At 64.3% G+C, this 24591-nt stretch carries 18 protein-coding genes and 2 tRNA genes; 6 read left to right on the top strand and 14 right to left on the bottom strand.

Going from position 1 to position 24591, the window contains the following annotated elements; genetic code table 11:
* Nucleotides 1-204 precede the first annotated feature (204 nt).
* Nucleotides 205-1407, top strand: a complete 1203-nt coding sequence (gene pncB / locus MF6396_RS05965) for a nicotinate phosphoribosyltransferase (protein ID WP_043863515.1) — start codon at nt 205-207, stop codon at nt 1405-1407.
* Between the two features lie 3 nt (nt 1408-1410).
* Complete coding sequence (gene nadE, locus MF6396_RS05960; protein WP_043863516.1) at nt 1411-2238, top strand: ammonia-dependent NAD(+) synthetase; 828 nt, start codon at nt 1411-1413, stop codon at nt 2236-2238.
* A gap of 101 nt (nt 2239-2339) precedes the next feature.
* Here nadE and azu read toward each other — a convergent pair whose 3' ends face one another.
* The 11 genes from azu to rnr all read right to left on the bottom strand — a co-directional run bounded on the left by azu (nt 2340) and on the right by rnr (nt 16281).
* Nucleotides 2340-2786, bottom strand: a complete 447-nt coding sequence (azu, locus tag MF6396_RS05955) for an azurin (RefSeq protein ID WP_043863517.1) — start codon at nt 2784-2786, stop codon at nt 2340-2342.
* Nucleotides 2787-3081: 295 nt separating this feature from the next.
* Nucleotides 3082-3984, bottom strand: a complete 903-nt coding sequence (locus MF6396_RS05950; RefSeq protein WP_058541585.1) for a transglutaminase family protein — start codon at nt 3982-3984, stop codon at nt 3082-3084.
* The gene (locus tag MF6396_RS05945) at nt 3984-6455 is read right to left on the bottom strand and encodes a circularly permuted type 2 ATP-grasp protein (protein WP_078479881.1); all 2472 of its coding nucleotides are present in this window, start codon (nt 6453-6455) and stop codon (nt 3984-3986) included. Before MF6396_RS05945 ends, MF6396_RS05950 begins: the two co-directional genes overlap by 1 nt.
* Before the next feature lie 180 nt (nt 6456-6635).
* Nucleotides 6636-8939 carry a YgiQ family radical SAM protein gene (locus tag MF6396_RS05940; protein ID WP_043863520.1) on the bottom strand — a complete coding sequence of 768 codons (2304 nt, stop codon included), beginning with the start codon at nt 8937-8939 and terminating at the stop codon, nt 6636-6638.
* Nucleotides 8940-9040: 101 nt separating this feature from the next.
* Entirely contained in the window at nt 9041-10438 is a 1398-nt protein-coding gene (dnaB, locus tag MF6396_RS05935) for a replicative DNA helicase (protein WP_043863521.1), read from the bottom strand.
* A gap of 110 nt (nt 10439-10548) precedes the next feature.
* Entirely contained in the window at nt 10549-10995 is a 447-nt protein-coding gene (gene rplI / locus MF6396_RS05930) for a 50S ribosomal protein L9 (protein WP_043863522.1), read from the bottom strand.
* Nucleotides 10996-11016: 21 nt separating this feature from the next.
* Nucleotides 11017-11907 (bottom strand): hypothetical protein, encoded by an 891-nt coding sequence (locus MF6396_RS05925; RefSeq protein WP_043863523.1) that lies wholly within the window; start codon nt 11905-11907, stop codon nt 11017-11019.
* Nucleotides 11908-11943: 36 nt separating this feature from the next.
* Nucleotides 11944-12174, bottom strand: a complete 231-nt coding sequence (rpsR, locus tag MF6396_RS05920; protein ID WP_003171373.1) for a 30S ribosomal protein S18 — start codon at nt 12172-12174, stop codon at nt 11944-11946.
* Nucleotides 12175-12202: 28 nt separating this feature from the next.
* Nucleotides 12203-12628, bottom strand: a complete 426-nt coding sequence (gene rpsF, locus MF6396_RS05915; RefSeq protein ID WP_043863524.1) for a 30S ribosomal protein S6 — start codon at nt 12626-12628, stop codon at nt 12203-12205.
* Between the two features lie 264 nt (nt 12629-12892).
* Nucleotides 12893-13645 (bottom strand): 23S rRNA (guanosine(2251)-2'-O)-methyltransferase RlmB, encoded by a 753-nt coding sequence (gene rlmB / locus MF6396_RS05910; RefSeq protein ID WP_043863525.1) that lies wholly within the window; start codon nt 13643-13645, stop codon nt 12893-12895.
* Entirely contained in the window at nt 13642-16281 is a 2640-nt protein-coding gene (gene rnr, locus MF6396_RS05905; protein ID WP_078479880.1) for a ribonuclease R, read from the bottom strand. The genes rlmB and rnr overlap by 4 nt, the downstream gene beginning before the upstream one ends.
* Before the next feature lie 264 nt (nt 16282-16545).
* On the opposite strand from rnr, the gene MF6396_RS05900 reads away from it, so the two are divergent.
* The 4 genes from MF6396_RS05900 to MF6396_RS05885 all read left to right on the top strand — a co-directional run bounded on the left by MF6396_RS05900 (nt 16546) and on the right by MF6396_RS05885 (nt 19603).
* Nucleotides 16546-16632, top strand: a tRNA-Leu gene (locus MF6396_RS05900).
* A gap of 83 nt (nt 16633-16715) precedes the next feature.
* Nucleotides 16716-16802 (top strand) — tRNA-Leu (locus tag MF6396_RS05895).
* A 222-nt stretch (nt 16803-17024) separates the two neighbouring features.
* Complete coding sequence (locus MF6396_RS05890; RefSeq protein ID WP_043863527.1) at nt 17025-18038, top strand: extracellular solute-binding protein; 1014 nt, start codon at nt 17025-17027, stop codon at nt 18036-18038.
* Nucleotides 18038-19603 carry an ABC transporter permease gene (locus MF6396_RS05885; protein ID WP_078479879.1) on the top strand — a complete coding sequence of 522 codons (1566 nt, stop codon included), beginning with the start codon at nt 18038-18040 and terminating at the stop codon, nt 19601-19603. The genes MF6396_RS05890 and MF6396_RS05885 overlap by 1 nt, the downstream gene beginning before the upstream one ends.
* Nucleotides 19604-19690: 87 nt before the next feature.
* Here the strand turns inward: MF6396_RS05885 and MF6396_RS05880 are convergent, their stop codons facing one another.
* The 3 genes from MF6396_RS05880 to MF6396_RS05870 form a co-directional block, all read right to left on the bottom strand.
* Entirely contained in the window at nt 19691-21625 is a 1935-nt protein-coding gene (locus MF6396_RS05880) for a methyl-accepting chemotaxis protein (protein WP_043863529.1), read from the bottom strand.
* 199 nt (nt 21626-21824) lie between these two features.
* Nucleotides 21825-23114 (bottom strand): adenylosuccinate synthase, encoded by a 1290-nt coding sequence (locus MF6396_RS05875; RefSeq protein ID WP_058541589.1) that lies wholly within the window; start codon nt 23112-23114, stop codon nt 21825-21827.
* Nucleotides 23115-23168: 54 nt separating this feature from the next.
* A complete protein-coding gene (locus MF6396_RS05870) occupies nt 23169-24356 on the bottom strand; it encodes an ATP phosphoribosyltransferase regulatory subunit (RefSeq protein WP_043863531.1) in 1188 nt (395 codons plus the stop codon).
* Nucleotides 24357-24591 lie beyond the last annotated feature (235 nt).

Here is a 24591-nt window from a genome sequence, read left to right as displayed (position 1 = left end):
AGATACGTAACCGAACTGCACATCCTTGGTGCGCATCTGCTACAGCGGGCACCATAAGAGGCTAGCTGGCCAATGCGAAAACCGCCGCTACCCATAGCCTGCTACCGAATAACCCCGTCGGCGCCGGCCTCAGCGGCAAAAAGACTGGCACAATGGGCTGCATTGGCGGCCCCGGATGGGCGCACGCCCGACCTGGAGTCCTTTATGAGCGAAAGTGCCTTCGCCAACCGCATCGTGCAGAGCCTGCTCGATACCGATTTCTACAAGCTGACGATGATGCAGGCGGTGCTGCACAACTACCCCAACGTGGATGTGGAGTGGGAGTTCCGCTGCCGCAACGGCGAAGACCTGCGCCCCTATCTGGCGCAGATCCGCGCACAGATCGAGCGCCTCAGCGAGCTGAGCATCAGTGCCGAGCAGTTGGGCTTCCTGGAGCAGATCAGCTTCATGAAGCCGGACTTCCTGCGCTTTCTGGGGCTGTTTCGCTTCAACCTGCGCTACCTGCACCTGGCCATCGAGCACGACGAACTGGTATTGCGCCTGCACGGTCCGTGGCTGCACGTGATCCTGTTCGAGGTGCCGCTGCTGGCGATCATCAGCGAGGTGCGCAACCAGCACCGTTATCCACAGATCAAGCTGGTGGATGCACGCGACCAGCTGTACCGCAAGTTCGACTGGCTGCGCGCCAATGCCAGCAGCGAGGAGCTGGCCGAACTGCAGGTGGCCGACTTCGGCACCCGCCGACGCTTCTCCTACAAGGTCCAGGAACAGGTGGTGAAGGTGCTGACGGCGGAGTTCCCGGCGCGCTTCGTGGGCACCAGCAACGTGCACCTGGCACGCAAACTGGATATCAAACCGCTGGGCACCATGGCCCACGAGTGGATCATGGCCCACCAGCAGCTCGGCCCGCGGCTGATCGACAGCCAGATCGCCGCCCTGGACTGCTGGGTGCGCGAGTACCGCGGGCTGTTGGGAATAGCACTGACCGACTGCATCACCATGGATGCATTCCTCGGCGACTTCGACCTGTACTTCGCCAAGCTCTTCGACGGCCTGCGCCATGACTCCGGCGATCCGGTGCAATGGGCAGAGAAGGCCATCGCGCATTACCGCAAGCTGGGGATCGACCCGATGACCAAGACGCTGGTGTTCTCGGACGGGCTGAACCTGACCAAGACCCTGGAGATATTCCGCGCCTTGCGCGGGCGCATCAATGTCAGCTTCGGCATCGGCACCAACCTCACCTGTGACATTCCCGGGGTGGCGCCGATGAGCATCGTACTTAAAATGACCGACTGCAACGGCCAGCCGGTGGCGAAGATTTCCGATGAAGCGGCCAAGACCCAATGCCGCGACGCCAACTTCGTCGCCTACCTGCGCCACGTATTCAAAGTGCCCAAGGAGTAACCCATGCAAGCCGTCCAGCGAGAGATTGCGCAGCAGCTCAAGGTTCAGCCGCCGTTCGCCGACGCGGCCGCGCTCGAGGCCGAGAAGGCCCGGCGCGTGGCCTTCATCCAGCAATGCCTGAAGAACGCCGGGCTCAAGACCCTGGTGCTGGGCATCAGCGGTGGTGTCGACTCGCTGACCGGCGCCCTGCTCGCCCAGCGCGCGATCAACGAGCTGCGCGAACAGACGGGCGATGTGCATTACCGCTTCATCGCCGTACGCCTGCCGTATCAGGTGCAGCATGACGAGCATGACGCCCAGGCGTGCATCGATTTCATCCAGCCTGACGAATGCCATACGGTGAACATCGCGCCGGCGGTGCAGGCGCTGGCGGCCGAGGTCGAGGCGCTCAGGGACGGCAAGCCGGCGCTGGTGGATTTCGTGGTGGGCAACACCAAGGCGCGCATGCGCATGGTGGCGCAGTACACCATTGCCGGGGCACGTGGCGGGCTGGTGATCGGCACGGATCACGCGGCCGAGGCGGTGATGGGGTTCTTTACCAAGTTCGGTGACGGGGCCTGCGACCTGGCGCCGTTGAGCGGGCTGGTGAAACATCAGGTGCGCGACATTGCACGCAGCTTTGGCGCGCCGGAATCACTGGTGGAGAAGGTGCCGACCGCCGACCTGGAAGACCTGGCGCCGGGCAAGCCGGACGAGGCATCGCATGGGGTGACCTATGCGCAGATCGATGCGTTTCTGCACGGCGAGGCAGTGAGCGAGGAAGCGTTCGAGATCATCAGGCGCACGTACGAGAAGACGCATCACAAGCGCGAGATGCCGTTCGCCCCGTAAAAGCATCGCGGGTCAAGCCCGCTCCCACAGGTACATCACTGCCTTCAAGACCAGTGTTGTACCTGTGGGAGCGGGCTTGACCCGCGATTGGCAACGCCGCGTTACTTCAGGGTAACAGTGCCTTTCATCATCGAGATGTGGCCAGGGAACGAGCAGAAGAAGCCGTACTTCTCGTCAGCCTTGAGCTTGGAAACATCGAAGGTCACCGAGTCCTTCTCACCAGCACCGATCACCTTGGTGTGGGCGATCACGCGGTCATCACCTTCCTTCAGGTAATCCTTGTCGATACCGGCGCTCAGGCCGTCGGTGGCGATTGGCTGCATGTCAGCTTCTTTGCTGATCACCAGGTTGTGGCCCATGACGTTCTTCGGCAGGTTGCCCGAGTGGGTCAATTCGACGGTGAAAGTCTTGCAGCTCTTGTCGATCTCAATGGCCTTGGTGTTGAAGGACATCTGGTCGGTGGAATCGACCGTGACCTTGCAATCGGCAGCGAAGACCTGGGCACTGGCGAGGGTCAGCAGGGATACCGCAACAGCTTTGGCAAACATCGTGAATCTCCTTGGCAGGGGTTTTTTATCCGTTTCTATACTGCCCCAGAGCGTCCCCCACCGGCCTGATATGAGTCAAGGGGCAGGTTAGGCGCGCTGGTAGTAAATTTTCGCTATGGATTGTATACACAAAATCCGCGGGACCATCATGCGCCATTCAGGGACGATGAGACAACCTCTCAATTAGGAGTACAGGACATGTCCCTTGGTAGTCTGATGCGCAGCCTGCTGGCTGCCTATGCCTGCGGTGCCACTGGCAGCAACGTCGAATTCGCGCGGCCGGAGTGATGAGCCGTCACGCCGGGCCTTCATCCAGCGGCAACACCGTCACCTGCACCTGCGGGTCATGGCTGCCCCCGCCCAGAATCACCCCACGCAGCGGTGACACATCGGAAAAATCCCGGCCCCAGGCCAGGGTGATGTGCTCCAGCGCCGGCAGCAGGTTGTTGGTGGGGTCGAAATCCACCCAGCCGTTGACCGGGCAATACACCGACACCCACGCATGCGAGGCATCGGCCCCGATCAGCCGGGCCTGCCCGGGCGGCGGGCGCGTCAGCAGGTAGCCGCTGACATAGCGCGCCGCCAGCCCGCGCGAGCGCAGGCACGCGAGCATCAGGTGGGCGAAGTCCTGGCACACGCCGCGGCGACGCTGCAGCACCTCAACCAGCGGGGTGGCCACCTGGGTGGCACCGGCATCGAAGGTGAACTGGCTGAAAATCTGCTGCATCAGGGCCTGCACGCACAGCAGCAACGGCTGGCCCGGGGCGAAACACGGCTCGGCAAACACGACGAAACGCTGCTTCAGCCGCACATACGGCGATTCGAAACGAAAGCGGCACGCCTCCAGCGTGGCCGCAGTCAGCGCCTGCCCCGAATACGCCAGCGCCTGGCACACCTGTTCCCACGGCGGCGAGGCAGCCAGCACCGGCGCGGCGCGCGACAGCACGTTCACCTGCACCCGCGTCACCACGCGCAGTTGATCATGCTGGCGCTCCAGCGCCAGCCGGGTCAGCGGGTTGCCGAAGCCGTCGAGCTCGTCGCGCCGCCGGGTCGGCAGCGGGTCGACCTGCAATTGCCGGTCTTCGCACTGCTGCCAGGCACAGGCCCGTGGCCACAGATGCACCAGTTGCTGGGCCAGGGACACCGGGCTGTCATAGCGGTAATGGGTGTCGTGCAGTACCTGGTAGCGCGCGCTCATCAGGCCGACACCGTCTGCTGGCTGATGTCATCGACATGCACGAAGTGGCGCAGCGCCAGTCGCTCGGAGGCCTGCAGGCTGGCCTTGGCGATCTCGCCCAGCAACTCGGCCAGGCCATCGAGCACCGCGCGTACGCTGGCCTTGCCGAACAGCGCGTGCTCCAGGCTGCCCAGGTCGAAGTGGTACAGGCGCTCGGCCAGCAGGGCCAGGGTCGGGTCTGGCGGGCTGCCGAACTCATCGCTGGATCGCTCCAGGGCACGCACCAGCAGCTTGAGCTGGAACAGCACCGCATGGGGGTTCTGCTGGTCGAGCAGGAGCAGGTCCAGCACCGGGATCAACTGCGCCACCGCCAGGTAGCGCGAGCGGTAGGTGATGCTGCTGTTGCCCAGTTCAAGCAGCCATTCCAGGCCCGCCTGGTCGAAGGCGCCGGGGCCGCGCAGAAAACTGGCCAGGCTCAGGCTCAAGCCCTGCAGGCGCTCGATGCGCCGCCCGATCATCAGAAAGCGCCAGCCTTCATCGCGGGTCATGTCGTCCAGGGCAAAGCCGGACAGCGCCGCCAGCGACATCACCAGGCGGTTGAGAAAATCCAGCAGCTCGCCGAAGTCTGCCGTCTGCCCGCCCAGCGCCTGGGCTTCGTGCTGCAACTCCACCAGCGCCTGCCAGTTCTCCCGCGAGAGCTTGCCGCGCACCTGGGCGGCGGTCCACTGCAGGCGCTGCAGGTTGGCGCGCAGGCTGAACGCCCAGTCGGCATCGAGCAAGGCGGCGCGCAGGCGCTCGGCCAGGGTGCCCTCGGGGGGCAGCAGCTCAAGCTCTTCGGCCAGGGCCACCGCCGCCTGCCAGGTGGACGGATGTTCGCCATCCAGGTAGCGGCTGAGCAGGATGCGCAGCAGGCGCGCGCTGGTGTCGCAGCGCTCGCAATAGCGGCCGAACCAGAACAGGTTTTCCACGACCCGCGACGGCAGGTACGGGTCCTGGCGGATCAGATCGGCCACGCCAAGGGTGCGGCTGGCCTGCCACTGTTCGCCGACCGGGGCCGCCTCGCCGAGTACCCAGGTGTCCTTGCTGGCCCCGCCGCGCTGCATCGACACCACCTCGGCATCGGCCAGGGCGGCCACCCGGGTCAAGCCGCCGGGCAGCACCCGGTAGCCATCGGCGGTGGCCACCGCATACACCCGCATGCCGCTCGGCCGCGCCTGCAGCGTGCCCTGCCATACCGGCGCCTGGGACAACTGCGCCAGTTCCTGTGCCACGTAGGCATACGGGCGTGCACGGATGCGCCCGGCCAAGGCATCGCGCGCCGCCTCGTCCAGGTCGCGCCCGAACAGCGCAGCGAAACTCTGCGAGGGGAACGCCGGCTTGATCAGCAGCTCCGGCAGCCTGGCCAGGGCCTGCTCCAGCGCAGGCGGCTCGCCGCACCACCAGGTGGCGATCGACGGCAGGCTCAGGGCCTCGCCGAACAGGTGCTGGTTGATGGCCGGCAGAAAGCCGAGCAGGCCGGGAGATTCGAGCACCCCGCTGCCCAGCGCATTGGCCACCAGCACGCGGCCCTGGCGTACCGCGTCGAGCAGGCCGGGCACGCCGAGGGCCGAGTCGGTACGCAGTTCCAGCGGGTCGCAGAAATCGTCGTCCAGGCGGCGCATGATCGCGTGCACCCGGCGCAGCCCGCCCAGGGTCTTGAGGTAAACCGTGGCATCGCGCACGGTCAGGTCGCTGCCTTCGACCAGCGGGTAACCCAGCGGGCGGGCGAGGAACAGGTGCTCGAAATAGCTTTCGTTGAAGCGCCCCGGGGTCAGCAGCACCACCAGTGGCGGTTCCTGACCGCTGGGTGCCAGGCGCAGCAGGCTCTGTTGCAGGTTGCGAAAGAAGCCGGCCAGGTGCTGCACGTGCAGGTCGCGGTACAGGTCCGGCAGGGTGCGCGTGACCAGCGTGCGGTTCTCCAGCGCGAAGCCGGCCCCGGAGGGCGCCTGGGTGCGGTCGGCGGTGACCCACCAGCGCCCATCGGGGCCGCGGGCAAGGTCGGCAGCGTACACATGCAGGAAGGTCGAGCCGGGCGGCGTGATGCCCTGGCACGGCCAGAGAAAATTGTTGTGGCCGAACACCAGCTCGGACGGCAGCAGGCCTTCGCCGATCAGGCGCTGCGGGCCATAGATGTCGGCCAGTACCGCGTTGAGAAGGTGCGCGCGCTGGGCGATGCCCGCCGCCAGCGCCTGCCACTCCTGCGCGGGGATCAGCTGCGGCAGCAGGTCCAGCTCCCACGGGCGATCGGTGCCGTCGGGGTCGGCGTAGATGTTGTAGGTGACGCCGTTTTCCTGCAGATGGCGCGCCAGTTGGGCCTGGCGCTGGGCCAGCTGGGTGGGGCCGCTGCGTTGCAGGTGCTGGTGCAGGCGCTGCCAATGCGGGCGCACGCTGCCATCCGCCGCGAACATCTCGTGGTAGGAGGCAGGGCTTGGTGAGGCCAGCGGGTCAGCCATGGGCGTGCTCGGTGACGGCAGGTGATGCAGGGTAGCGTGTGGCGGGGATGGGGAGAAGGATGGATGTGGCCTTGTGGGCCTCATCGCGGGTCACGCCCGCTCCCACAGGATAGTCAGTGGCCTATGGATCTGCACTGTACCTGTGGGAGCGGGCTTGACCCGCGATGGACGCGACGCGTATCAGCGTGGCAACACCGGCTCGCGGGTCTTCTTGCCCTTGCCCTTGCCACCCTTGGCGGCATCCTTGCGTGCCTTGGCCGCTTCCTGGTTACGCGCAAAGGCGGCCGCCTTGGCCTGCTCGCGCTTGTCCCACGGCTTGGCACCGTCGCTGGCACGCGGCGGCAAGCCGGTGTGCTGGGTCAGGATCTTGGTTTCCTTGGCCACCTTGTGGCTGCCCGCCGGCGTCGAGTTCTTGCGCCGCGCACTCTGATAGCTGTCGGTCGCCGGCTGGTGCAGCGGGATCAACTGGTGCTTGGCCGGCCCGATCAGGTCGGCACGCCCCATGCGCTGCAGGGCCTCGCGCAGCATCGGCCAGCCCTTGGGGTCGTGGTAACGCAGGAACGCCTTGTGCAGGCGGCGCTGCTCCTCGCTCTTGACGATGGTCACCGCGTCGCTCTTGTAGGTGACCTTGCGCAGCGGGTTCTTGCCCGAGTGGTACATGGCAGTGGCCGAGGCCATCGGCGACGGGTAGAACGCCTGCACCTGGTCGGCGCGAAAGCCATTGCCCTTGAGCCACAGGGCCAGGTTCATCATGTCTTCGTCGGTAGTGCCCGGGTGCGCCGCGATGAAGTACGGGATCAGGTACTGCTCCTTGCCCGCCTCCTTGGAGTACTTCTCGAACATGCGCTTGAAGCGATCGTAGCTGCCGATACCAGGCTTCATCATCTGGTTCAGCGGGCCTTCCTCGGTATGCTCCGGGGCAATCTTGAGGTAGCCGCCCACGTGGTGGGTGACCAGCTCCTTGACGTACTCCGGCGACTCGACTGCCAGGTCGTAGCGCAGGCCCGAGGCGATCAGGATCTTCTTCACCCCCGGCAGGTCACGCGCACTGCGGTACAGCTGGATCAGCGCCGAGTGGTCGGTGTTCAGGTTGGGGCAGATGCCGGGGAACACGCACGACGGCTTGCGGCACGCAGATTCGATTTCCGGGCTCTTGCAGGCAATGCGGTACATGTTGGCGGTCGGCCCGCCCAGGTCGGAGATGACCCCGGTAAAGCCCGGCACCTTGTCGCGGATTTCTTCGATCTCGCGAATGATCGAGTCGTGGGAACGGTTCTGGATGATGCGGCCTTCGTGCTCGGTGATCGAGCAGAAGGTGCAGCCACCGAAGCAGCCACGCATGATGTTCACCGAGAAGCGGATCATGTCGTAGGCCGGGATCTTCTCCTTGCCATACGCCGGGTGCGGGACGCGCGCATAGGGCATGCCGAACACGTAGTCCATCTCTTCGGTGGTCATCGGGATGGGCGGCGGGTTGAACCACACGTCCACCTCGCCGTGCTTCTGCACCAGCGCACGGGCGTTGCCCGGGTTGGTTTCCAGGTGCAGCACGCGGTTGGCGTGGGCGTACAGCACCGCATCGCTGCGCACCTTCTCGTAGGACGGCAGGCGGATCACGGTCTTGTCGCGGGTCATGCGCGGGCTGGCCAGAATCTGCACCACCTTGGCTTCCTGCGGGTCTTCGACCGGGCCCTTCTCCTGCTCGATGGCGCAGGCCTGGGTGTCCTGGGTGTTCACGTACGGGTTGATGATCTTGTCGACCTTGCCCGGCCGGTCGATACGCGTGGAGTCCACTTCGTACCAGCCCTGCGGGGTATCGCGGCGCACGAAGGCGGTGCCGCGGATGTCGGTGATGTCTTCGATCTTGTGGCCGTAGGACAGGCGCTGGGCGACTTCGACGATCGCGCGTTCGGCGTTGCCGTACAGCAGGATGTCGGCGCAGGCGTCGATCAGGATCGAGTGCCGCACCTTGTCCTGCCAGTAGTCGTAGTGCGCGATGCGGCGCAACGAGGCCTCGATGCCACCCAGCACGATCGGCACGTGCTTGTAGGCTTCCTTGCAGCGCTGGCTGTAGACCAGGCTGGCACGGTCGGGGCGCTTGCCGGCCAGGCCGCCCGGGGTGTAGGCGTCGTCCGAGCGGATCTTCTTGTCGGCGGTGTAGCGGTTGATCATCGAGTCCATGTTGCCGGCCGCGACACCGAAGAACAGGTTCGGCTCGCCCAGCTTCATGAAGTCGTCTTTGCTCTGCCAGTTCGGCTGGGCAATGATGCCCACCCGGAAGCCCTGGGCTTCGAGCAGCCGGCCGATGATGGCCATGCCGAACGACGGGTGGTCGACGTAGGCGTCACCGGTCACGATGATGATGTCGCAGGAATCCCAGCCGAGCTGATCCATCTCCTCCCTGCTCATCGGCAGGAATGGCGCTGGCCCGAAGCATTCGGCCCAGTACTTGGGATAGTCGAAAAGTGGTTTGGCTGCTTGCATGTCAGTGACCGGTTCTTGGTATCAGGGAAATCGCGGGCGCGGAATATAGCACAAATTTTGACCAATTCCGACGTCAGAAGTCGGAATTGGCCATCGGCACCTTATTCGTCGTCGTCGAAGTTGTAGCTGCCCGGTGCCAGGTTCTCGAAGCGCGTGTACTTGCCGATGAACGCCAGGCGCACGAAGCCGATGGGGCCGTTACGCTGCTTGCCGATGATGATCTCGGCGATGCCCTTGTGCTCGGTCTCGGGGTGGTACACCTCGTCGCGGTACACGAACATGATCACGTCGGCGTCCTGCTCGATCGCACCCGATTCACGCAAGTCGGAGTTCACCGGGCGCTTGTTGGGGCGCTGCTCGAGGGAGCGGTTGAGCTGCGACAGGGCGATGACCGGGCAGTTGAATTCCTTGGCCAGGGCCTTGAGCGAGCGCGAGATCTCGGAAATCTCGTTGGTACGGTTGTCGCCGCTGGAGCCCGGGATCTGCATCAGTTGCAGGTAGTCGATCATGATCATGGCGATCTCGCCATGCTCACGCACCAGGCGCCGGGTACGTGCGCGCATTTCCGACGGGCTGATGCCGGCGGTGTCGTCGATGAACAGCTTGCGGTCATTGAGCAGGTTGACCGCCGAAGTCAGGCGCGGCCAGTCGTCGTCGTCCAGCTGGCCGGAACGCACCTTGGTCTGGTCGATGCGCCCCAGCGAGGAGAGCATACGCATGATCAGCGATTCGCCTGGCATCTCCAGGGAGTACACCAGCACCGCCTTGTCGCTGCGCAACACGGCGTTCTCCACCAGGTTCATGGCGAAGGTGGTCTTACCCATCGACGGACGGCCGGCCACGATGATCAGGTCGGCCGGTTGCAGGCCGCTGGTCTTCTCGTCCAGGTCGGTGTAGCCGGTGGAGATACCGGTGATGGCGCTGTCGGAGTTGAACAGCGTGTCGATGCGGTCGATGGCCTTGGTCAGCAGTTCGTTGACCCCTACCGGGCCACCGGTCTTGGGCCGTGCTTCGGCGATCTGGAAGATCTGCCGTTCGGCCTCGTCGAGAATCTCGGCGGCGTTGCGGCCCTGGGGGTTGAACGCGCTGTCGGCGATCTCGCTGCTGATGCTGATCAGCTGGCGCAGTGTGGCGCGCTCGCGAATGATCTGCGCATAGGCCTTGATGTTGGCCACCGACGGGGTGTTCTTGGCCAGCTCGCCCAGGTAACCCAGGCCACCGACCTGGGAGCTCAGGCCTTCCTTGTCGAGCTGCTCGTGCAGCGTCACCACGTCGAACGGGGTGTTGAGGTCGGCGAGCTTGTAGATGGCGCGGAAGATCAGGCGATGGTCATGCCGGTAGAAGTCGCCGTCGGAGACTTGATCGAGCACGCGCTCCCAGGCGTTGTTGTCCAGCATCAGGCCACCGAGTACGGCCTGTTCGGCCTCGATGGAATGCGGCGGCACCTTCAGGGCAGCGGTTTGCAGATCATATTGCTCGGGGGCGGTTATCTCGTTCATGGCCACTTGGGAATCAGGGTGTTGAAAAAGACAAAGGGCACGACCTGCAATGCAGGATCGTGCCCGATGTTAACCGGCTGGCACCCAGGGTGCCAGTCGATTGGTCCAGCTTAGGCTGCGACGACAACCACGCGAACGGTGGCTTCTACGTCGCTGTGCAGGTGCACGGCTACGTCGAATTCGCCAACGTTGCGGATGGTGCCGTTCGGCAGACGCACTTCAGACTTGGCCACTTCAACGCCGGAGGCGGTCAGGGCGTCAGCGATGTCGTGGGTGCCGATCGAACCGAACAGCTTGCCTTCGTCACCGGCGGTGGCAGTGATGGTCACTTCCAGCTCGGCCAGTTGGGCAGCGCGGGTTTCAGCCGAAGCTTTCTTGTCAGCAGCCAGTTTTTCCAGCTCGGCGCGACGCTCTTCGAACGCAGCCAGGTTGGCAGCGGTCGCAGCGGTAGCCTTGCCGAATGGCAGCAGGAAGTTACGACCGTAACCGGCCTTAACATTTACCTTGTCGCCCAGGTTGCCCAGGTTGGCGACTTTTTCCAGCAGGATCAGTTCCATTAGGTATAAACCTCTTAACTTTTAACCTTCACCGTTCGCGTCACCGGCATCTTTCGATGCAGAACGACCGCGAAAATCAATCAGGCTGTCGACAATGGCCAGAACCACGAGCAACGGATAAATCAGCTGCATGAACAGCACCAGCGTCACGTACATCCCCACCAGCCAGAACCTGGCCAGGCGCTTCTGCGCGACCAGCCCGTGAATCAGGGCCAGCCCGGCGAACACCAGCGGTACGCTGCACAACGGTGTCAACATCGCCAGTTCGCTGCCGAAATTCGGCGCTATCAGCATGCACACCAGCAGCAACAGCGCCGGTACCAGCGGGAGCCGTATGGCGCGAAACTCGCTGCCAAAGCCTCCCGGGTTGTACAACGCGGCTTGCCAGTAGCGACCCAACATCAGGGCCAGCAGACTGACTGCCTGCAGCAATGCCGCAATCAGGCCGGTAAGCACCGGTGCGATCACGCTCCCCAGGCGGGCCCGCTCTTCTACCGTCAACTGCTGGTAGAGACCGTCGAGCATCTGCGGCAGGGCTTTTTCAAGCACCTGCGCCAGCGCTTCGATCGGTTCGCGGAACACCGAACCCAGGATGACGCCATACACCAGGCCCCAGGCGATGCTGAACAACAGCACCCGGCTCCAGGACTGTCCGGCGCGTAGCAACGCAGCCAGACCGAAGGTTCCCAGCAACACCATCAAGGTGCGCGGTTCACCGAAGAACCACCAGACCAGCGCGGGCAGCAATGCCCAGGCGAGGATCCCGGAGGCGTCCTTGAAACCGCGCCGCAGGAACACCAGGCTCCCGGCGGCGGCACTCAACCAGAACAACAGCGGCAATGCCGCACAACCGACCACTACCAGAGTGGCCTGCACGCGACCGCGCATGATGAAATCAGCTAACGCTCGCATGCACTTTATCCCTTGCTACCTGTCGACGACCCGGTCTCAGCGGCCGTGGCTGTCGGTGTAGGCCAGCAGGGCCAGGAAGCGGGCGCGCTTGATAGCGGTAGCCAGCTGACGCTGATAACGAGCTTTGGTACCGGTGATACGGCTTGGAACGATCTTGCCGGTTTCGGATACATAAGCTTTCAGGGTGTTGAGATCTTTGTAATCGATCTCTTTCACTTCTTCAGCAGTGAAGCGGCAGAATTTACGACGACGGAAGAAACGTGCCATGTAATAGGCTCCTCAAAAGGTCCGTGGATTACTCGTCAGCGTTATCGCTGTTGTCGCTGTTGTCGCTGTCATCGCCTTCGGCGTTGTCAGCGTGCTCAGGACGGTCGCGACGCTCACGGCGCTCACTGCGGTTTTCTTCAGCCTTGAGCATCTCGGACTGGCCAGTAACGGCTTCGTCGCGACGGATGACCAGGTTACGGATCACGGCATCGTTGTAGCGGAAGTTGTCTTCCAGCTCGGCCAGGGCCTTGCCGGTGCACTCAACGTTCAGCATCACGTAGTGAGCCTTGTGAACATTGTTGATTGCATAGGCCAGTTGACGACGGCCCCAGTCTTCCAGACGGTGGATCTTGCCGCCGTCTTCTTCGATCAGCTTGGTGTAACGCTCAACCATGCCGCCGACTTGCTCGCTCTGGTCAGGGTGGACCAGAAAGATGATTTCGTAATGACGCATGAATGCTCCTTACGGGTTGTAGTCTGCCACCAGGGTGGTCAGACAAGGAGTGAATGACACTGTTTGTCTTGCCTTGTGCGGTGGGCGCATGCGCGCCTGCCAGCGGGGCAAGGGGCGCAATTGTAGAGAAGCGCCGGGGCGCACGCAAGGCAATTGGTGATTATTTGAACAGCTTTAAAAGCATCGCGGGCCAAGCCCGCCCCCACACAGGCCACCGAAAACCCTGTGGGAGCGGGCTTGACCCGCGAAAGTGGCAACGCCTTATCAGGCCTTGCGCTTTGCCTGACGCTGACGCACCGCCTCGAACAGACACACGCCCGTGGCCACCGACACGTTCAGGCTGCTGACGCTGCCGGCCATCGGCAGCTTCACCAGAAAATCGCAGTGCTCGCGGGTCAGGCGGCGCATGCCCTTGCCCTCGGCGCCCATGATCAGGATGGTCGGGCCGGTCAGGTCCTGCTGATACAGCTCCTGTTCGGCCTCCCCCGCCGTTCCCACCACCCACAGGCCGCGCTGCTGGAGCTTCTCCAGGGTACGCGCCAGGTTGGTCACGGCCACCAGCGGGATCACCTCGGCAGCGCCACACGCCACCTTGCGTACCGCCGGGGTCAGGGTCGCCGACTTGTCCTTGGGCACCACCACTGCCAGCGCACCGGCCGCATCGGCGGTGCGCAGGCAGGCGCCCAGGTTGTGCGGGTCGGTCACACCGTCCAGCACCAGAATCAGCGGCGCGCCTTCGGTACGGTCCAGCAGCTCTTCGAGCATCGCCTCGCCCCACACCTGGCTCGGGCTGACCTCGGCGACCACGCCCTGGTGCACGCCCTCGACCCAGGCGTCCATCTCGCGGCGTTCAGCCTGGCCGACCGTCACTCGGTTCTGTGCGGCCAGCTCCAGCAGGGCCTGCACGCGCGGCTCGCTGCGGCTGTCGGCCAGCCAGATCTGCTTGACCCGCTTGGGGTGGTGGCGCAACAAGGCCTCCACCGCATGCACACCGTAGATCTTTTCCAGCTGACTCATGACTTGCCCTTGGGTTTACGTGAAGCGGAACCGGCTTTTGGCGGCCCCTTGCGGTGCTTGCTCGGTTTCTCCGAAGACGTCTTCGAGCCCTTGGCCGCAGGCTTGCCCACGGCGTTCTTGGCATCGGACAGCAACGCCTTCTTCATTTCCCGGCTCTTGCGCACTTCGGCGTTCTTGGCTGCGGCATCGGCCGGGAAATAGGCTTCGGAGGTTTCGTTCTTGCGGCTGCGGCGCGGCGGCTCGGCCGGCGCCGCTTCGACCTTGGCGGCCTTGGCCGGCGCGCTGTAGGGCTTGGCGGCACCATTGGACTTGGCCGGGGCAGCGCCCGTCTTGCCCTTGGCGGCATGCTCGGCACCACGCTGCTTGCGACCGATCGGCGCATTCAGGGTGTTTTCGGCCATCTCGAAATCGATCTTGCGCTGTTCGAGGTCCACGCGCATCACGCGCACTTCGACCGTGTCGCCCAGGCGGAAGCTGCGACCGGTGCGCTCGCCCGCCAGGCGGTGGTGTACCGGGTCGAAGTGGTAATAGTCACCCGGCAAGGCACTGACGTGCACCATGCCTTCGACGTAGATGTCGGTCAGTTCGATGAACAGGCCGAAACCGGTCACCGCGGTGATCACACCCGGGAAGCTTTCGCCCACGCGATCCTTCATGTACTCGCACTTGAGCCAGTTGGTCACGTCGCGGGTGGCTTCGTCGGCGCGTCGCTCGCTCATCGAGCACTGCTCGCCCAGCTGCTCCAGGGCCGCCTCGTCGTACGGGTAGATGCGCGCCTTGGGAATGCTCATCGCGCCGGCCCGCTTGACGTGCGGGGTTTCCTGGCGCGAACGGATCACGCTGCGGATGGCACGGTGGGTCAGCAGGTCGGGGTAACGCCGGATCGGCGAGGTGAAGTGGGTGTACGCCTCGTAGTTCAGGCCGAAGTGGCCGTTGTTGTCGGCGCTGTACACCGCCTGGCTCAGCGAGCGCAGCATCACGGTCTGGATCAGGTGGAAGTCAGGGCGACCGGCGATCTGCGACAGCAGCGCCTGGTAGTCCTTGGGCGACGGACCATCCTTGCCCTTGTGCAGCGAAAGCCCCAGCTCGCCGAGGAAGGCGCGCAGTTTTTCCAGGCGCTCCGGCGGCGGACCGTCGTGCACGCGGTACAACGCAGGGATCTCGTGCTTCTTGAGGAACTCGGCCGTCGCCACGTTGGCCGCGAGCATGCATTCTTCGATCAACTTGTGCGCATCGTTGCGCACGGTCGGGCGAATTTCCGCGATCTTGCGCTCGGCACCGAAGATGATGCGGGTTTCCTGGGTTTCGAAGTCGATCGCGCCACGGGTGTGACGGGCCGCCAGCAACACCTTGTACAGCGCATACAGCTGCTTGAGGTCCGGCACCACGTGGCTGTACTGCTCGCGCAGCGCCTTGCCTTCACGGGTACGGGCATGTTCGAGCATGCTGCTGACCTTGTTGTAGGTCAGGCGCGCGTGGGAGTGGATGACCGCTTCGTAGAACTGGTAATCGACCATCTGGCCGGACTTGTTGATGGTCATTTCACAGACCATCGCCAGCCGGTCGACGTTCGGGTTCAGCGAGCACAGGCCGTTGGAAAGCTCCTCGGGCAGCATCGGGATCACCCGCTCGGGGAAGTACACCGAGTTGCCGCGCACCTGGGCTTCGTTGTCCAGGGCAGAGCCCAGGCGCACGTAGCTGGACACGTCGGCAATCGCCACGAACAGGCGCCAGCCACCGGAGAACAGGCGCAGCTTGCCCAGGCTTTCGCAGTACACGGCATCGTCGAAGTCACGTGCGTCTTCGCCGTCGATGGTGACGAACGGCAGGTGACGCAGGTCGATGCGGTGTTCCTTGTCCTTCTCTTCGACTTCAGGCTTGAGCTTGCGCGCTTCCTTGATGACCGCCTCGGGCCATACATGGGGAATGTCGTAGCTGCGCAGCGCCACGTCGATTTCCATGCCCGGCGCCATGTAGTTGCCGATCACTTCGACGATATCGCCCTGCGGCTGGAAGCGCTGGGTCGGCCAGTGGGTGATCTTCACCTCGACGAACTGGCCGACCTTGGCGCCGGCATTGCGGCCCGGGGTCACCAGCACTTCCTGCTGGACCTTGGGGTTGTCGGGGGTCACGAAGCCCACCCCGCCTTCCTCGAAGTAGCGCCCCACGATGCTTTCGTGGGCACGGGAGATCACTTCGACCACCACGCCTTCACGCCGGCCGCGCCGGTCAAGCCCGGACACGCGCGCCAGCGCTCGGTCGCCATCGAACACCAGGCGCATCTGCGCCGGGCTCAGGAACAGGTCGTCGCTGCCATCGTCGGGGACGAGAAAACCGAAACCGTCGCGGTGGCCCGAGATGCGACCCAGGATCAGGTCCAGCTTGTCTACCGGGGCATAGGTGCCGCGCCGGGTGTAGATCAGCTGGCCGTCACGCTCCATGGCGCGCAGGCGGCGACGCAAGGCCTCGATCTGGTCCTCGGTCTGCAGGCCGAACTCTTCCACCAGTTGCTCGCGGGCGGCGGGAGAGCCGCGCTCGTCAAGGCGCTGGAGGATCAGCTCACGGCTAGGAATGGGGTTTTCGTATTTTTCCGCTTCACGAGCGGCCTCGGGATCGAGGGTCTGCCAATCGGCCATTAGTAGGGGTTCACCTTGTCTATATAGGGTTAGTTTGGCATAGCCGTATTGAAACCGGAAATCCGAGGCTTTGACAGCCCCGTCAGGGCCCTTGAGTGGTGCCAAAACAGCCCAAGGAACAACGACTTGAAATTTTTGAGATTTTTTCTGAACGGGGCTTTACAGCCTTCGAGGGCATCCGTATAGTGCGCACCACAACGACGGACAGCGTCGTTATAGTTGAGAAGCGGCGCGATGTGAAGCATCATGAAGCCTCGACGATATGCCCAGATGGTGAAATTGGTAGACACGCCAGCTTCAGGTGCTGGTGACCTTACGGTCGTGGAAGTTCGAGTCTTCTTCTGGGCACCAATTTTCAAGTTTCAGATTAGCTTGCCTGTCTGGAATTTACGCAACACACGCTACACCGTTTCATGTTTCAATGCTTCAACTTTGCCCAGATGGTGAAATTGGTAGACACGCCAGCTTCAGGTGCTGGTGACCTTACGGTCGTGGAAGTTCGAGTCTTCTTCTGGGCACCATATTCTAGAGAAACCCGCGAAAGCGGGTTTTTTTATGCCTGCGATTCGAACTCACCCCACTGCCGCCCATTCGGACGCTGCGTTGCCACCCCGCCCTGCCCAACAAATCAAGTGAGTTAACCGATAGTCAGCTCATGAATTTTTCCTCATGGGCGTACTTGAGAAACTATATCGTTTATCATTGTTTCAAGATTTGTAGCCCGCAAGCGAGGAACCACCCGCATGACGATCCGCATCAACCCGATTTTGCGCGGCCTGGCCGTTTCCGTGTTCAGCCTGGTGCTCGCAGCACCCGCCGCCATGGCCGCCGACCCTGTGACGCTGACCCTGTACAACGGCCAGCACAAGGAAATCGGCGAAGCCATCGCCAAGGCCTACGAGGCCAAGACCGGCATTCACATCAATATCCGCAAGGGCAGCAGCAACCAGCTGGCCAGCCAGATCGAGGAAGAAGGCGCACGCTCCCCGGCCGACGTCATCTATACCGAAGAATCGCCGCCGCTGAACAACCTGGGCGAGAAGGGCCTGCTGGCCAAGATCGACGATTCGACCCTGCAAGTGCTGCCCAAGGAATACGTGGCCAGCAACGGCACCTGGATGGGCGTGACCGCTCGCACCCGCGTGGTGGCCTTCAACCCCAAGGTGATCGACGAAAAAGACCTGCCACAATCGGTGATGGACTTCGCCGACCCCGAGTGGGACGGCAAGGTCGGCTTCGTGCCCACCAGCGGCGCGTTCCAGGAACAGGCCGTGGCCATCCTCAAGCTGCACGGGCGTGAAGCGGCCGAAGAATGGCTGACCGGCCTCAAGGCCTTCGGCAAGACCTACACCAACAACATGGTTGCCCTCAAGGCCGTGGAAAACGGCGAAGTGGCTGCCGTACTGGTGAACAACTACTACTGGTACGCCCTCAAGAAAGAGCGCGGCCAGCTGGACTCCAAGCTCTACTACCTGGCCGACGGCGACGTCGGTGGCCTGGTGACCATCTCCAGCGCCGCGGCGGTCAAGGCCAGCAAGCACCCCAAGGAAGCCCAGGCCCTGCTCGCCTGGATGGCCAGCGAAGAAGGCCAGCGCGTGATCACCCAGACCACCGCCGAGTATCCGCTGCACAAGGGCATGGTCTCGGACCAGGGCCTGAAGCCGTTCGAAGACCTGCGCCCGCCGAAGATCACCCCGGCCGACCTGGGCAATGCCGAGGAAGCCCTGGAACTTGAGCGCGAGGTCGGCCTGCTCTGATGGAAGCCGTGCTGCCTGCGCCGTCTGTGGCGCGTTATGTTCCGCGCCGCAAGCGCCCCTCGATCTGGGTGGTGCTGCCGGTGCTGCTGCTGGTGGGCCTGAGCCTGCTGCCGTTGCTGTACGTGGGCCTCAAGGCCTGGCAGGCCGGCTGGCGCGAGGCGTTGTACCTGCTGTGGCGGCCCTTCGTCTGGGGCCTGATGAAGAACACCCTGCTGCTGATGGCCGGGGTGACCGTGGCCTGCGCCGTGGTCGGCCTGGCCCTGGCCTGGCTGCTGGAGCGCAGCGACCTGCGCGGGCGGCGCTTGTGGGGCGTGATCCTGTGCCTGCCGTTTGCCGTGCCGGCGTTCGTCAGCGGCTTCACCTGGGTCTCGCTGAGCCCGCGCTTCGAGGGGCTGGGCGGGGCGATCCTGGTGATGGCGCTGTCCAAGTATCCACTGGTGTTCCTGCCGGTGGCCGCGACCCTGCGCAACCTCGACACCTCGCTTGAAGAATCGGCCCGCACCCTGGGCTACAACCGCTGGGGTGTGTTCCGCCGGGTCACTCTACCGCTGCTGTGGCCATCGATCCTGGGCGGCAGCCTGCTGATTGCCTTGCACATGCTGGTGGAATTCGGCGCGCTGTCGATCCTGGGCCTGCAGACCTTCACCACCGCGATCTACCAGCAGTTCGAGCTGGAGTTCAGCAACGCCAATGCAGCGATGCTCTCGGCGGTGCTGCTGTTCATGTGCCTGTTGCTGCTGTGGTTCGAGCTGCGGGTACGCGGCAAGGCGCGGCACGTGCGCATCGGCCAGGGCGTGGCACGCCGCGCCAAGCCGATCCGCCTGGGTGGCTGGAGCGTACTGGGGCAGTTGAGCTGCCTGCTGCTGGCAGTGCTGGGCAGCGGCATCCCGCTGGGCATGCTGGGCTACTGGCTGAGCGTGGGATCGTCGGCGGCCTTCCCGGTGACCGACATCAGCCGGGCGCTGTTCTCGTCGCTGTCGCTGGCACTGGGCGGCGCGGGAGTGAGCCTGCTGCTGGCGTTACCGGTGAGCTTTCTGGTGGTGCGCTACAAGGGCCGCCTGGCGATCTGGGCCGAGCGCCTGCCCTACTTGCTGCACGCGCTGCCGGGGCTGGTGATTGCGCTGACCCTGGTGTATTTCGCCCTGCACTATGTGCCGGCGCTGTACCAGACCACCGGCCTGCTGTTGCTGGCCTATGCGCTGCTGTTCTTGCCGCTGGCGCAGGCGCCGGTGCGTACCGCGCTGACCAAGGCCGCACCACAGCTGGAAGAGGCGGCGCGCACCCTGGGCGCGACGCCGTTCAAGGCGTTCTGCAAGGTGACCCTGCCGATCATCTTCCCGGCCCTGGCGGCAGCGTTTGCGCTGGTGTTCCTGGATGCGATGAAGGAGCTGACCGCCACCCTGCTGCTCAGCCCCACCGGCATGACCACGCTGGCGACCGAAGTGTGGGCGCATACCGCCAACGTCGAATTCGCGGCGGCGGCGCCCTATGCGGCGCTGTTGATTGTGGTGTCGGGGTTGCCGGTGTACCTGCTGACGACGCGGATGTACCTGAACCGCGCCTGAAAGGCATCGCGGGTCAAGCCCGCTCCCACAAGGATCGATGAGGCCCTTGTGGGAGCGGGCTTGACCCGCGATACAAACGACACTATCTCAGGCCCTGAACTGCCCCAGGCTGGCCTTCAACTGCGCCGCCAGGTCATCCAGCACCTTGCTGCTGGCCGTGGTCTGCATCACCACCTGCGCTGCACGCTCGGCCTGGGCATGAATCGTCTCGACCCGCCCACGCACCGCCTGCGCCCCCTGCGCCTGCTGCTCGGCCGCCCGGGTGGCCAGGCCGATCGCCGCATGCACCTGCTCCACCGACACCTGCACCGACTGCTGCAGGCGCGCGTTGTCCTTGAGCACGGTCAAGCCTTCGCTGGCCTGACGCCCGGCCTGGCTGATGGCTGCCACCGCCTCCCGCGCGCCCTGCTGCAAGGCACCGATGTGCGCCTGGATATCGCCGGTCGAGCTCTGGGTCTTGCTCGCCAGCGCCCGCACTTCGTCGGCCACCACGGCAAACCCGCGCCCGGTCTCGCCAGCCCGCGCCGCCTCGATGGCGGCATTGAGCGCCAGCAGGTTGGTCTGCTCGGCAATGCCGTGGATCACCTCCAGCACCACCTCGATCTGCTGGCTCTGCTCGGCCAGCCGCTCGATCACCTTGGAGCCCGCCCCCACCTGCCCGGCCAACGCTTCGATCAGCTTGGCCACCTGGGCCGAGGTACGGCTGTTCTCGTCGGTGGCCTGGCGAATGTCCACCACCTGCTGCAACGCTGCCTGCATGGCCTGGCTTTCGGCCTGGGCTTCATCGGCCATGCTCGACAGGGCGCGCAGGCTCTCGGCCACCTCATCGCGCTGCGAAGCGGCCGCCGCATCGGCGCCCGCGTTGTTCTGCGCCATGGTGCCGATCTCGACCCCGGTGCGCTGCGCCACCTCGCCCGCTTCGCGCACGATGGGCTGCAGCTTGTCGACGAACTGGTTGACCGCCGCAGCCATGTCGCCGATCTCGTCTCGGCTGTCGATCGGTACGCGCTTGGTCAGGTCGCCGTCGCCGGCCGCCAGGTCGTTGAGCGCGGCAATCAGCAGGCGCAGCTTGCTCAGCACGCGCCGGCCGAGTACCACGGCCACCACCAGCAATACGCCGAAGCCCACCGCCACCAGCCCCAGGCCGATGTTCCAGCGCAGGGTCGCCGCCGCTTGCTGCACGGTCTGCGAGGTGTTGGCCTGCATCGCCGCGGCACTGGCCTGGGCCGCCTGCAGGCGGGCGCTCAGGGCCTTGTTGCTGTCGGCCGCAGCGCCCACCAGGCTATCGCCGACCAACTGGTCGCCGCTGGCGATCAGGGCCGAGAAGCGCGCGTCCAGCGCCTTGAGCTCGTTGTCGACCGACGCCGTGGAGACGCCCATCACCACCTTGCCGATCTCGGTGCCGTTGGGGTTGATCGAGGCTTCGATCATGTACACCGCCGGGTCGTTGCGCGCCGCATCCAGCACCTTGTCGAGCGCCCGTTCGCCCTGGCCCTTTTCCATCAGGGCCTGGTTGATCGGGTTCTGCCGGTTCAGGTAGCGGGTCAGGTGCTGGCCCTGGGCGTCGTCGTAGACCACGAAGAGCACGTTGGCATTGCGCTGGGCGCGCCGGGAAAACTCCGACAGTGCTGGTATGTCGTCATCCCAGATGGCCCGTGGCGCAACCGATGCCAGCAGTTCGGCCATGTGATTGGCCGACTCCTTGAGGCTTTTTTCGAGGGTGACGCGCAGTTGCGCCTGCTCCTCCTGAAGGCGTGCGGATAGCCCGGCGGACAAACGCTGGCGGGTACTGGCCGAAAGGCTGTCCAGGCCCGAGCTGAGCTCACGCCCGGCCTGTTCCAGTTCACCCGACAGTTTCTGGCTGTCTGCACCCAGGCGATTACCCAGATCGGCCTCCAGCGCAGTCACCGTGCTCCGCGTCAGCGCGACCGCAACCAGCACCTGCACCAAAAGAGCGATACCCAACGCAACAAAGACAGGCCGCAACAGGCGGCTTCGTAACAATGAGAGAACGGCCGACACACAAGAACCCTCCGTATCGCGGGGCCATTATAGTGATGGCACCTTATAGGACGATTCTTACAGCAAAGGCCGTGCCGGGCAGCAGGCATACCGGTCAAATTCATAGCCAGGGCTGACCTTTATGACCCTTTCACCAACTGGCCAAAAAAAACGCCGCTGGCCCGGAGGGACAGCGGCGTTCTTTACTGCCTACAGCGAATCAGGCAAACGGATGGCGCAGCACGATGGTCTCGTTGCGGTCCGGGCCGGTGGAGACGATGTCGATCGGCGCACCGATCAGCTCTTCCACACGCTTGATGTAGGCACGGGCGTTGGCCGGCAGTTCTTCCAGGGTCTTGGCGCCCACGGTCGACTCGCTCCAGCCCGGCACTTCTTCGTACACAGGCTGCAGGCCCACGTAGCTGTCGGCGTCGGTAGGGGCAACGTCCTTGCCCTCTGCGTCCTTGTAGCCGACGCAGATGTTGATGGTTTCCAGGCCATCGAGCACGTCCAGCTTGGTCAGGCAGATGCCCGAGATGCTGTTCACGTCGATGGCGCGACGCAGGATGACGGCGTCGAACCAGCCGCAACGACGGGCACGACCGGTGGTTGCGCCAAATTCGTGGCCCTGCTTGGCCAGGTGCGCACCAACGTCGTCAAACAGCTCGGTCGGGAACGGGCCCGAACCCACGCGGGTGGTGTAGGCCTTGGTGATGCCCAGGATGTAGTCCAGGAACATCGGACCAACGCCCGAACCGGTCGCAACGCCACCGGCGGTGGTGTTGGAGCTGGTCACGTAGGGGTAGGTACCGTGGTCGATGTCCAGCAGCGAACCCTGGGCACCTTCGAACATGATGTCCTTGCCGGCGCGACGCAGGTCGTGCAGCTCGGCAGTCACGTCCAGCATCAGCGGCTTGAGCAGTTCGGCGTATTCCTTGCACTCGGCCAGGGTCTTTTCGAACTCGATGGCCGGCTCTTTGTAGTAACCCACCAGCATGAAGTTGTGGTAGTCCACCAGCTCGCGCAGCTTGTCTTCGAAGCGTGGCATGTTGAGCAGGTCGCCCACACGCAGGCCACGACGCGCAACCTTGTCTTCGTAGGCCGGGCCGATGCCGCGACCGGTGGTGCCGATCTTCAGCTCGCCACGGGCCTTTTCACGGGCCTGGTCCAGGGCCACGTGGAAGGACAGGATCAGCGGGCAGGACGGGCTGATGCGCAGGCGCTCGCGCACCGGTACGCCCTTCTCTTCCAGCTTGGTGATCTCGCGCAGCAGGGCGTCGGGAGCAACCACCACACCGTTGCCGATCAGGCACTGCACGCCTTCGCGCAGCACGCCCGAAGGGATCAGGTGCAGCACGGTCTTCTCACCGTCGATCACCAGGGTGTGGCCGGCGTTGTGGCCACCCTGGTAGCGCACTACGGCGGCAGCATGTTCGGTCAGCAGATCGACGATCTTGCCTTTGCCCTCATCACCCCACTGGGTGCCCAGGACTACGACATTCTTACCCATAACACTTGTCCTCATTCGCGCAAACTTGGCGCCGGCTCGTGCCGGCGTGGAATCTCAAATGGCCAGCGGCAGAACCTGCCAAAGCCCGTTTTGCTGAATCAATTGCCGATCGCAATCCGCCTCGACGGCGGCGGTCAGCGGCTGCCCAGGCAAGGCCTGAACCACCCGCTGGCCCTCACTGCGCAATTGGCAGACCAACTGCCAAAGTGCTGCATCGCTGCTGTCGGGCATCCAGATCCCGCCAGACGGCAACACCACCTCGGCTCGCCCCAGTGTGACCAGGGTCTTCAAATCCGTGGAGAAACCGGTAGCCGGGCGTGCCCGGCCAAAGTCCGCTCCGATGTCGTCATAGCGACCGCCCTGGGCGATCGACTGGCCGACGCCTGGCACGAAGGCGGCAAACACCACACCGGTGTGGTAGTGGTAGCCGCGCAACTCGCCCAGGTCGAAATACAGCGGCAGCTCGGGGTAACGCGTGGCGAGGCGCTCGGCGATCGCCATCAGGTCATCCAGCGCCGCCAGCACTGCGGCCGGGGCACGGCCCAGGCGCACACGTGCCTGCTCGAGCACTTCGCGCCCACCGCACAGCTCGGTCAGCGAACGCAGCATGCCGGCCAGGTCAGCCGGCAGCGTGGCGGTCAGCTCGATCACTTCGTCGATGGCCTTGCGCTGCAGGGCGTCGAACAACTGCTGCTCGACCGCGCCCGACAGGCCGGCCGCACGGGCCAGGCCGCGGTAGATACCGACATGCCCGAGGTCCATGTGCACATCCGGCACGTCGGCCAGTTGCAGCATGGCCAGCATCAGGCTGATGACCTCGACGTCGCTGACCGGGCTGGCATCGCCGTACAGCTCGGCGCCCAGCTGAATCGGGCTGCGCGAGGTCGACAGCGCACGTGGCAAGGCGTGCAGCACGCTGCCGGCATAACACAGGCGGCTCGGCCCTTCACGGCGCAGGGTGTGCGCGTCGATGCGCGCCACCTGTGGCGTGATGTCGGCCCGAAAGCCCATCTGCCGCCCGGATTGCGGGTCGATGACCTTGAAGGTGCGCAGATCCAGGTCCTGGCCGGCACCGGTGAGCAGCGATTCCAGGTACTCGATATGCGGGGTCACGACAAACTCGTAACCCCAGCTCTGGAACAGGTCCAACACCTGACGACGCGCGATCTCGATGCGCGCCGCCTCAGGTGGCAGTACTTCTTCGATGCCATCTGGCAGCAGCCAGCGGTCTACCGTTGCCATTACGCCATTTCCCCTATGGTCCGGGCGGCCTGCCCGCGGGCGAGCCTTGAGTGAAGCAGCTATCGGCACACAATGACGGGCAGCGCTGATTCCAGCGAAACCGCAGTACCGATACCCTCGTAAAACCTGAAGTGCGCCACAAGCCCGGGCCCGATAAAGGCCAATCGATCTTGCAGACGCAAAAAAGCCGGGAATTTCCCGGCTGCCGCATCATACACCCGTTTTCTCGCGGGAG

The organism is Pseudomonas sp. MF6396 (genome assembly GCF_002018915.1).
In the GTDB taxonomy this organism is placed as follows: domain Bacteria; phylum Pseudomonadota; class Gammaproteobacteria; order Pseudomonadales; family Pseudomonadaceae; genus Aquipseudomonas; species Aquipseudomonas palmensis.
The sequence above is the reverse complement of the archived record's forward strand: the minus strand, read 5'-3'. Positions and strand labels throughout refer to the sequence as shown.

What these genes read in the sequence shown, in the direction of transcription:
- pncB (WP_043863515.1), top strand. Translation starts at nt 205, where the DNA reads ATGAGCGAAAGTGCCTTCGCCAACCGCATCGTGCAGAGCCTGCTCGAT.
- nadE (WP_043863516.1), top strand. Translation starts at nt 1,411, where the DNA reads ATGCAAGCCGTCCAGCGAGAGATTGCGCAGCAGCTCAAGGTTCAGCCG.
- azu (WP_043863517.1), bottom strand. Translation starts at nt 2,786, where the DNA reads ATGTTTGCCAAAGCTGTTGCGGTATCCCTGCTGACCCTCGCCAGTGCC.
- MF6396_RS05950 (WP_058541585.1), bottom strand. Translation starts at nt 3,984, where the DNA reads ATGAGCGCGCGCTACCAGGTACTGCACGACACCCATTACCGCTATGAC.
- MF6396_RS05945 (WP_078479881.1), bottom strand. Translation starts at nt 6,455, where the DNA reads ATGGCTGACCCGCTGGCCTCACCAAGCCCTGCCTCCTACCACGAGATG.
- MF6396_RS05940 (WP_043863520.1), bottom strand. Translation starts at nt 8,939, where the DNA reads ATGCAAGCAGCCAAACCACTTTTCGACTATCCCAAGTACTGGGCCGAA.
- dnaB (WP_043863521.1), bottom strand. Translation starts at nt 10,438, where the DNA reads ATGAACGAGATAACCGCCCCCGAGCAATATGATCTGCAAACCGCTGCC.
- rplI (WP_043863522.1), bottom strand. Translation starts at nt 10,995, where the DNA reads ATGGAACTGATCCTGCTGGAAAAAGTCGCCAACCTGGGCAACCTGGGC.
- MF6396_RS05925 (WP_043863523.1), bottom strand. Translation starts at nt 11,907, where the DNA reads ATGCGAGCGTTAGCTGATTTCATCATGCGCGGTCGCGTGCAGGCCACT.
- rpsR (WP_003171373.1), bottom strand. Translation starts at nt 12,174, where the DNA reads ATGGCACGTTTCTTCCGTCGTCGTAAATTCTGCCGCTTCACTGCTGAA.
- rpsF (WP_043863524.1), bottom strand. Translation starts at nt 12,628, where the DNA reads ATGCGTCATTACGAAATCATCTTTCTGGTCCACCCTGACCAGAGCGAG.
- rlmB (WP_043863525.1), bottom strand. Translation starts at nt 13,645, where the DNA reads ATGAGTCAGCTGGAAAAGATCTACGGTGTGCATGCGGTGGAGGCCTTG.
- rnr (WP_078479880.1), bottom strand. Translation starts at nt 16,281, where the DNA reads ATGGCCGATTGGCAGACCCTCGATCCCGAGGCCGCTCGTGAAGCGGAA.
- MF6396_RS05890 (WP_043863527.1), top strand. Translation starts at nt 17,025, where the DNA reads ATGACGATCCGCATCAACCCGATTTTGCGCGGCCTGGCCGTTTCCGTG.
- MF6396_RS05885 (WP_078479879.1), top strand. Translation starts at nt 18,038, where the DNA reads ATGGAAGCCGTGCTGCCTGCGCCGTCTGTGGCGCGTTATGTTCCGCGC.
- MF6396_RS05875 (WP_058541589.1), bottom strand. Translation starts at nt 23,114, where the DNA reads ATGGGTAAGAATGTCGTAGTCCTGGGCACCCAGTGGGGTGATGAGGGC.
- MF6396_RS05870 (WP_043863531.1), bottom strand. Translation starts at nt 24,356, where the DNA reads ATGGCAACGGTAGACCGCTGGCTGCTGCCAGATGGCATCGAAGAAGTA.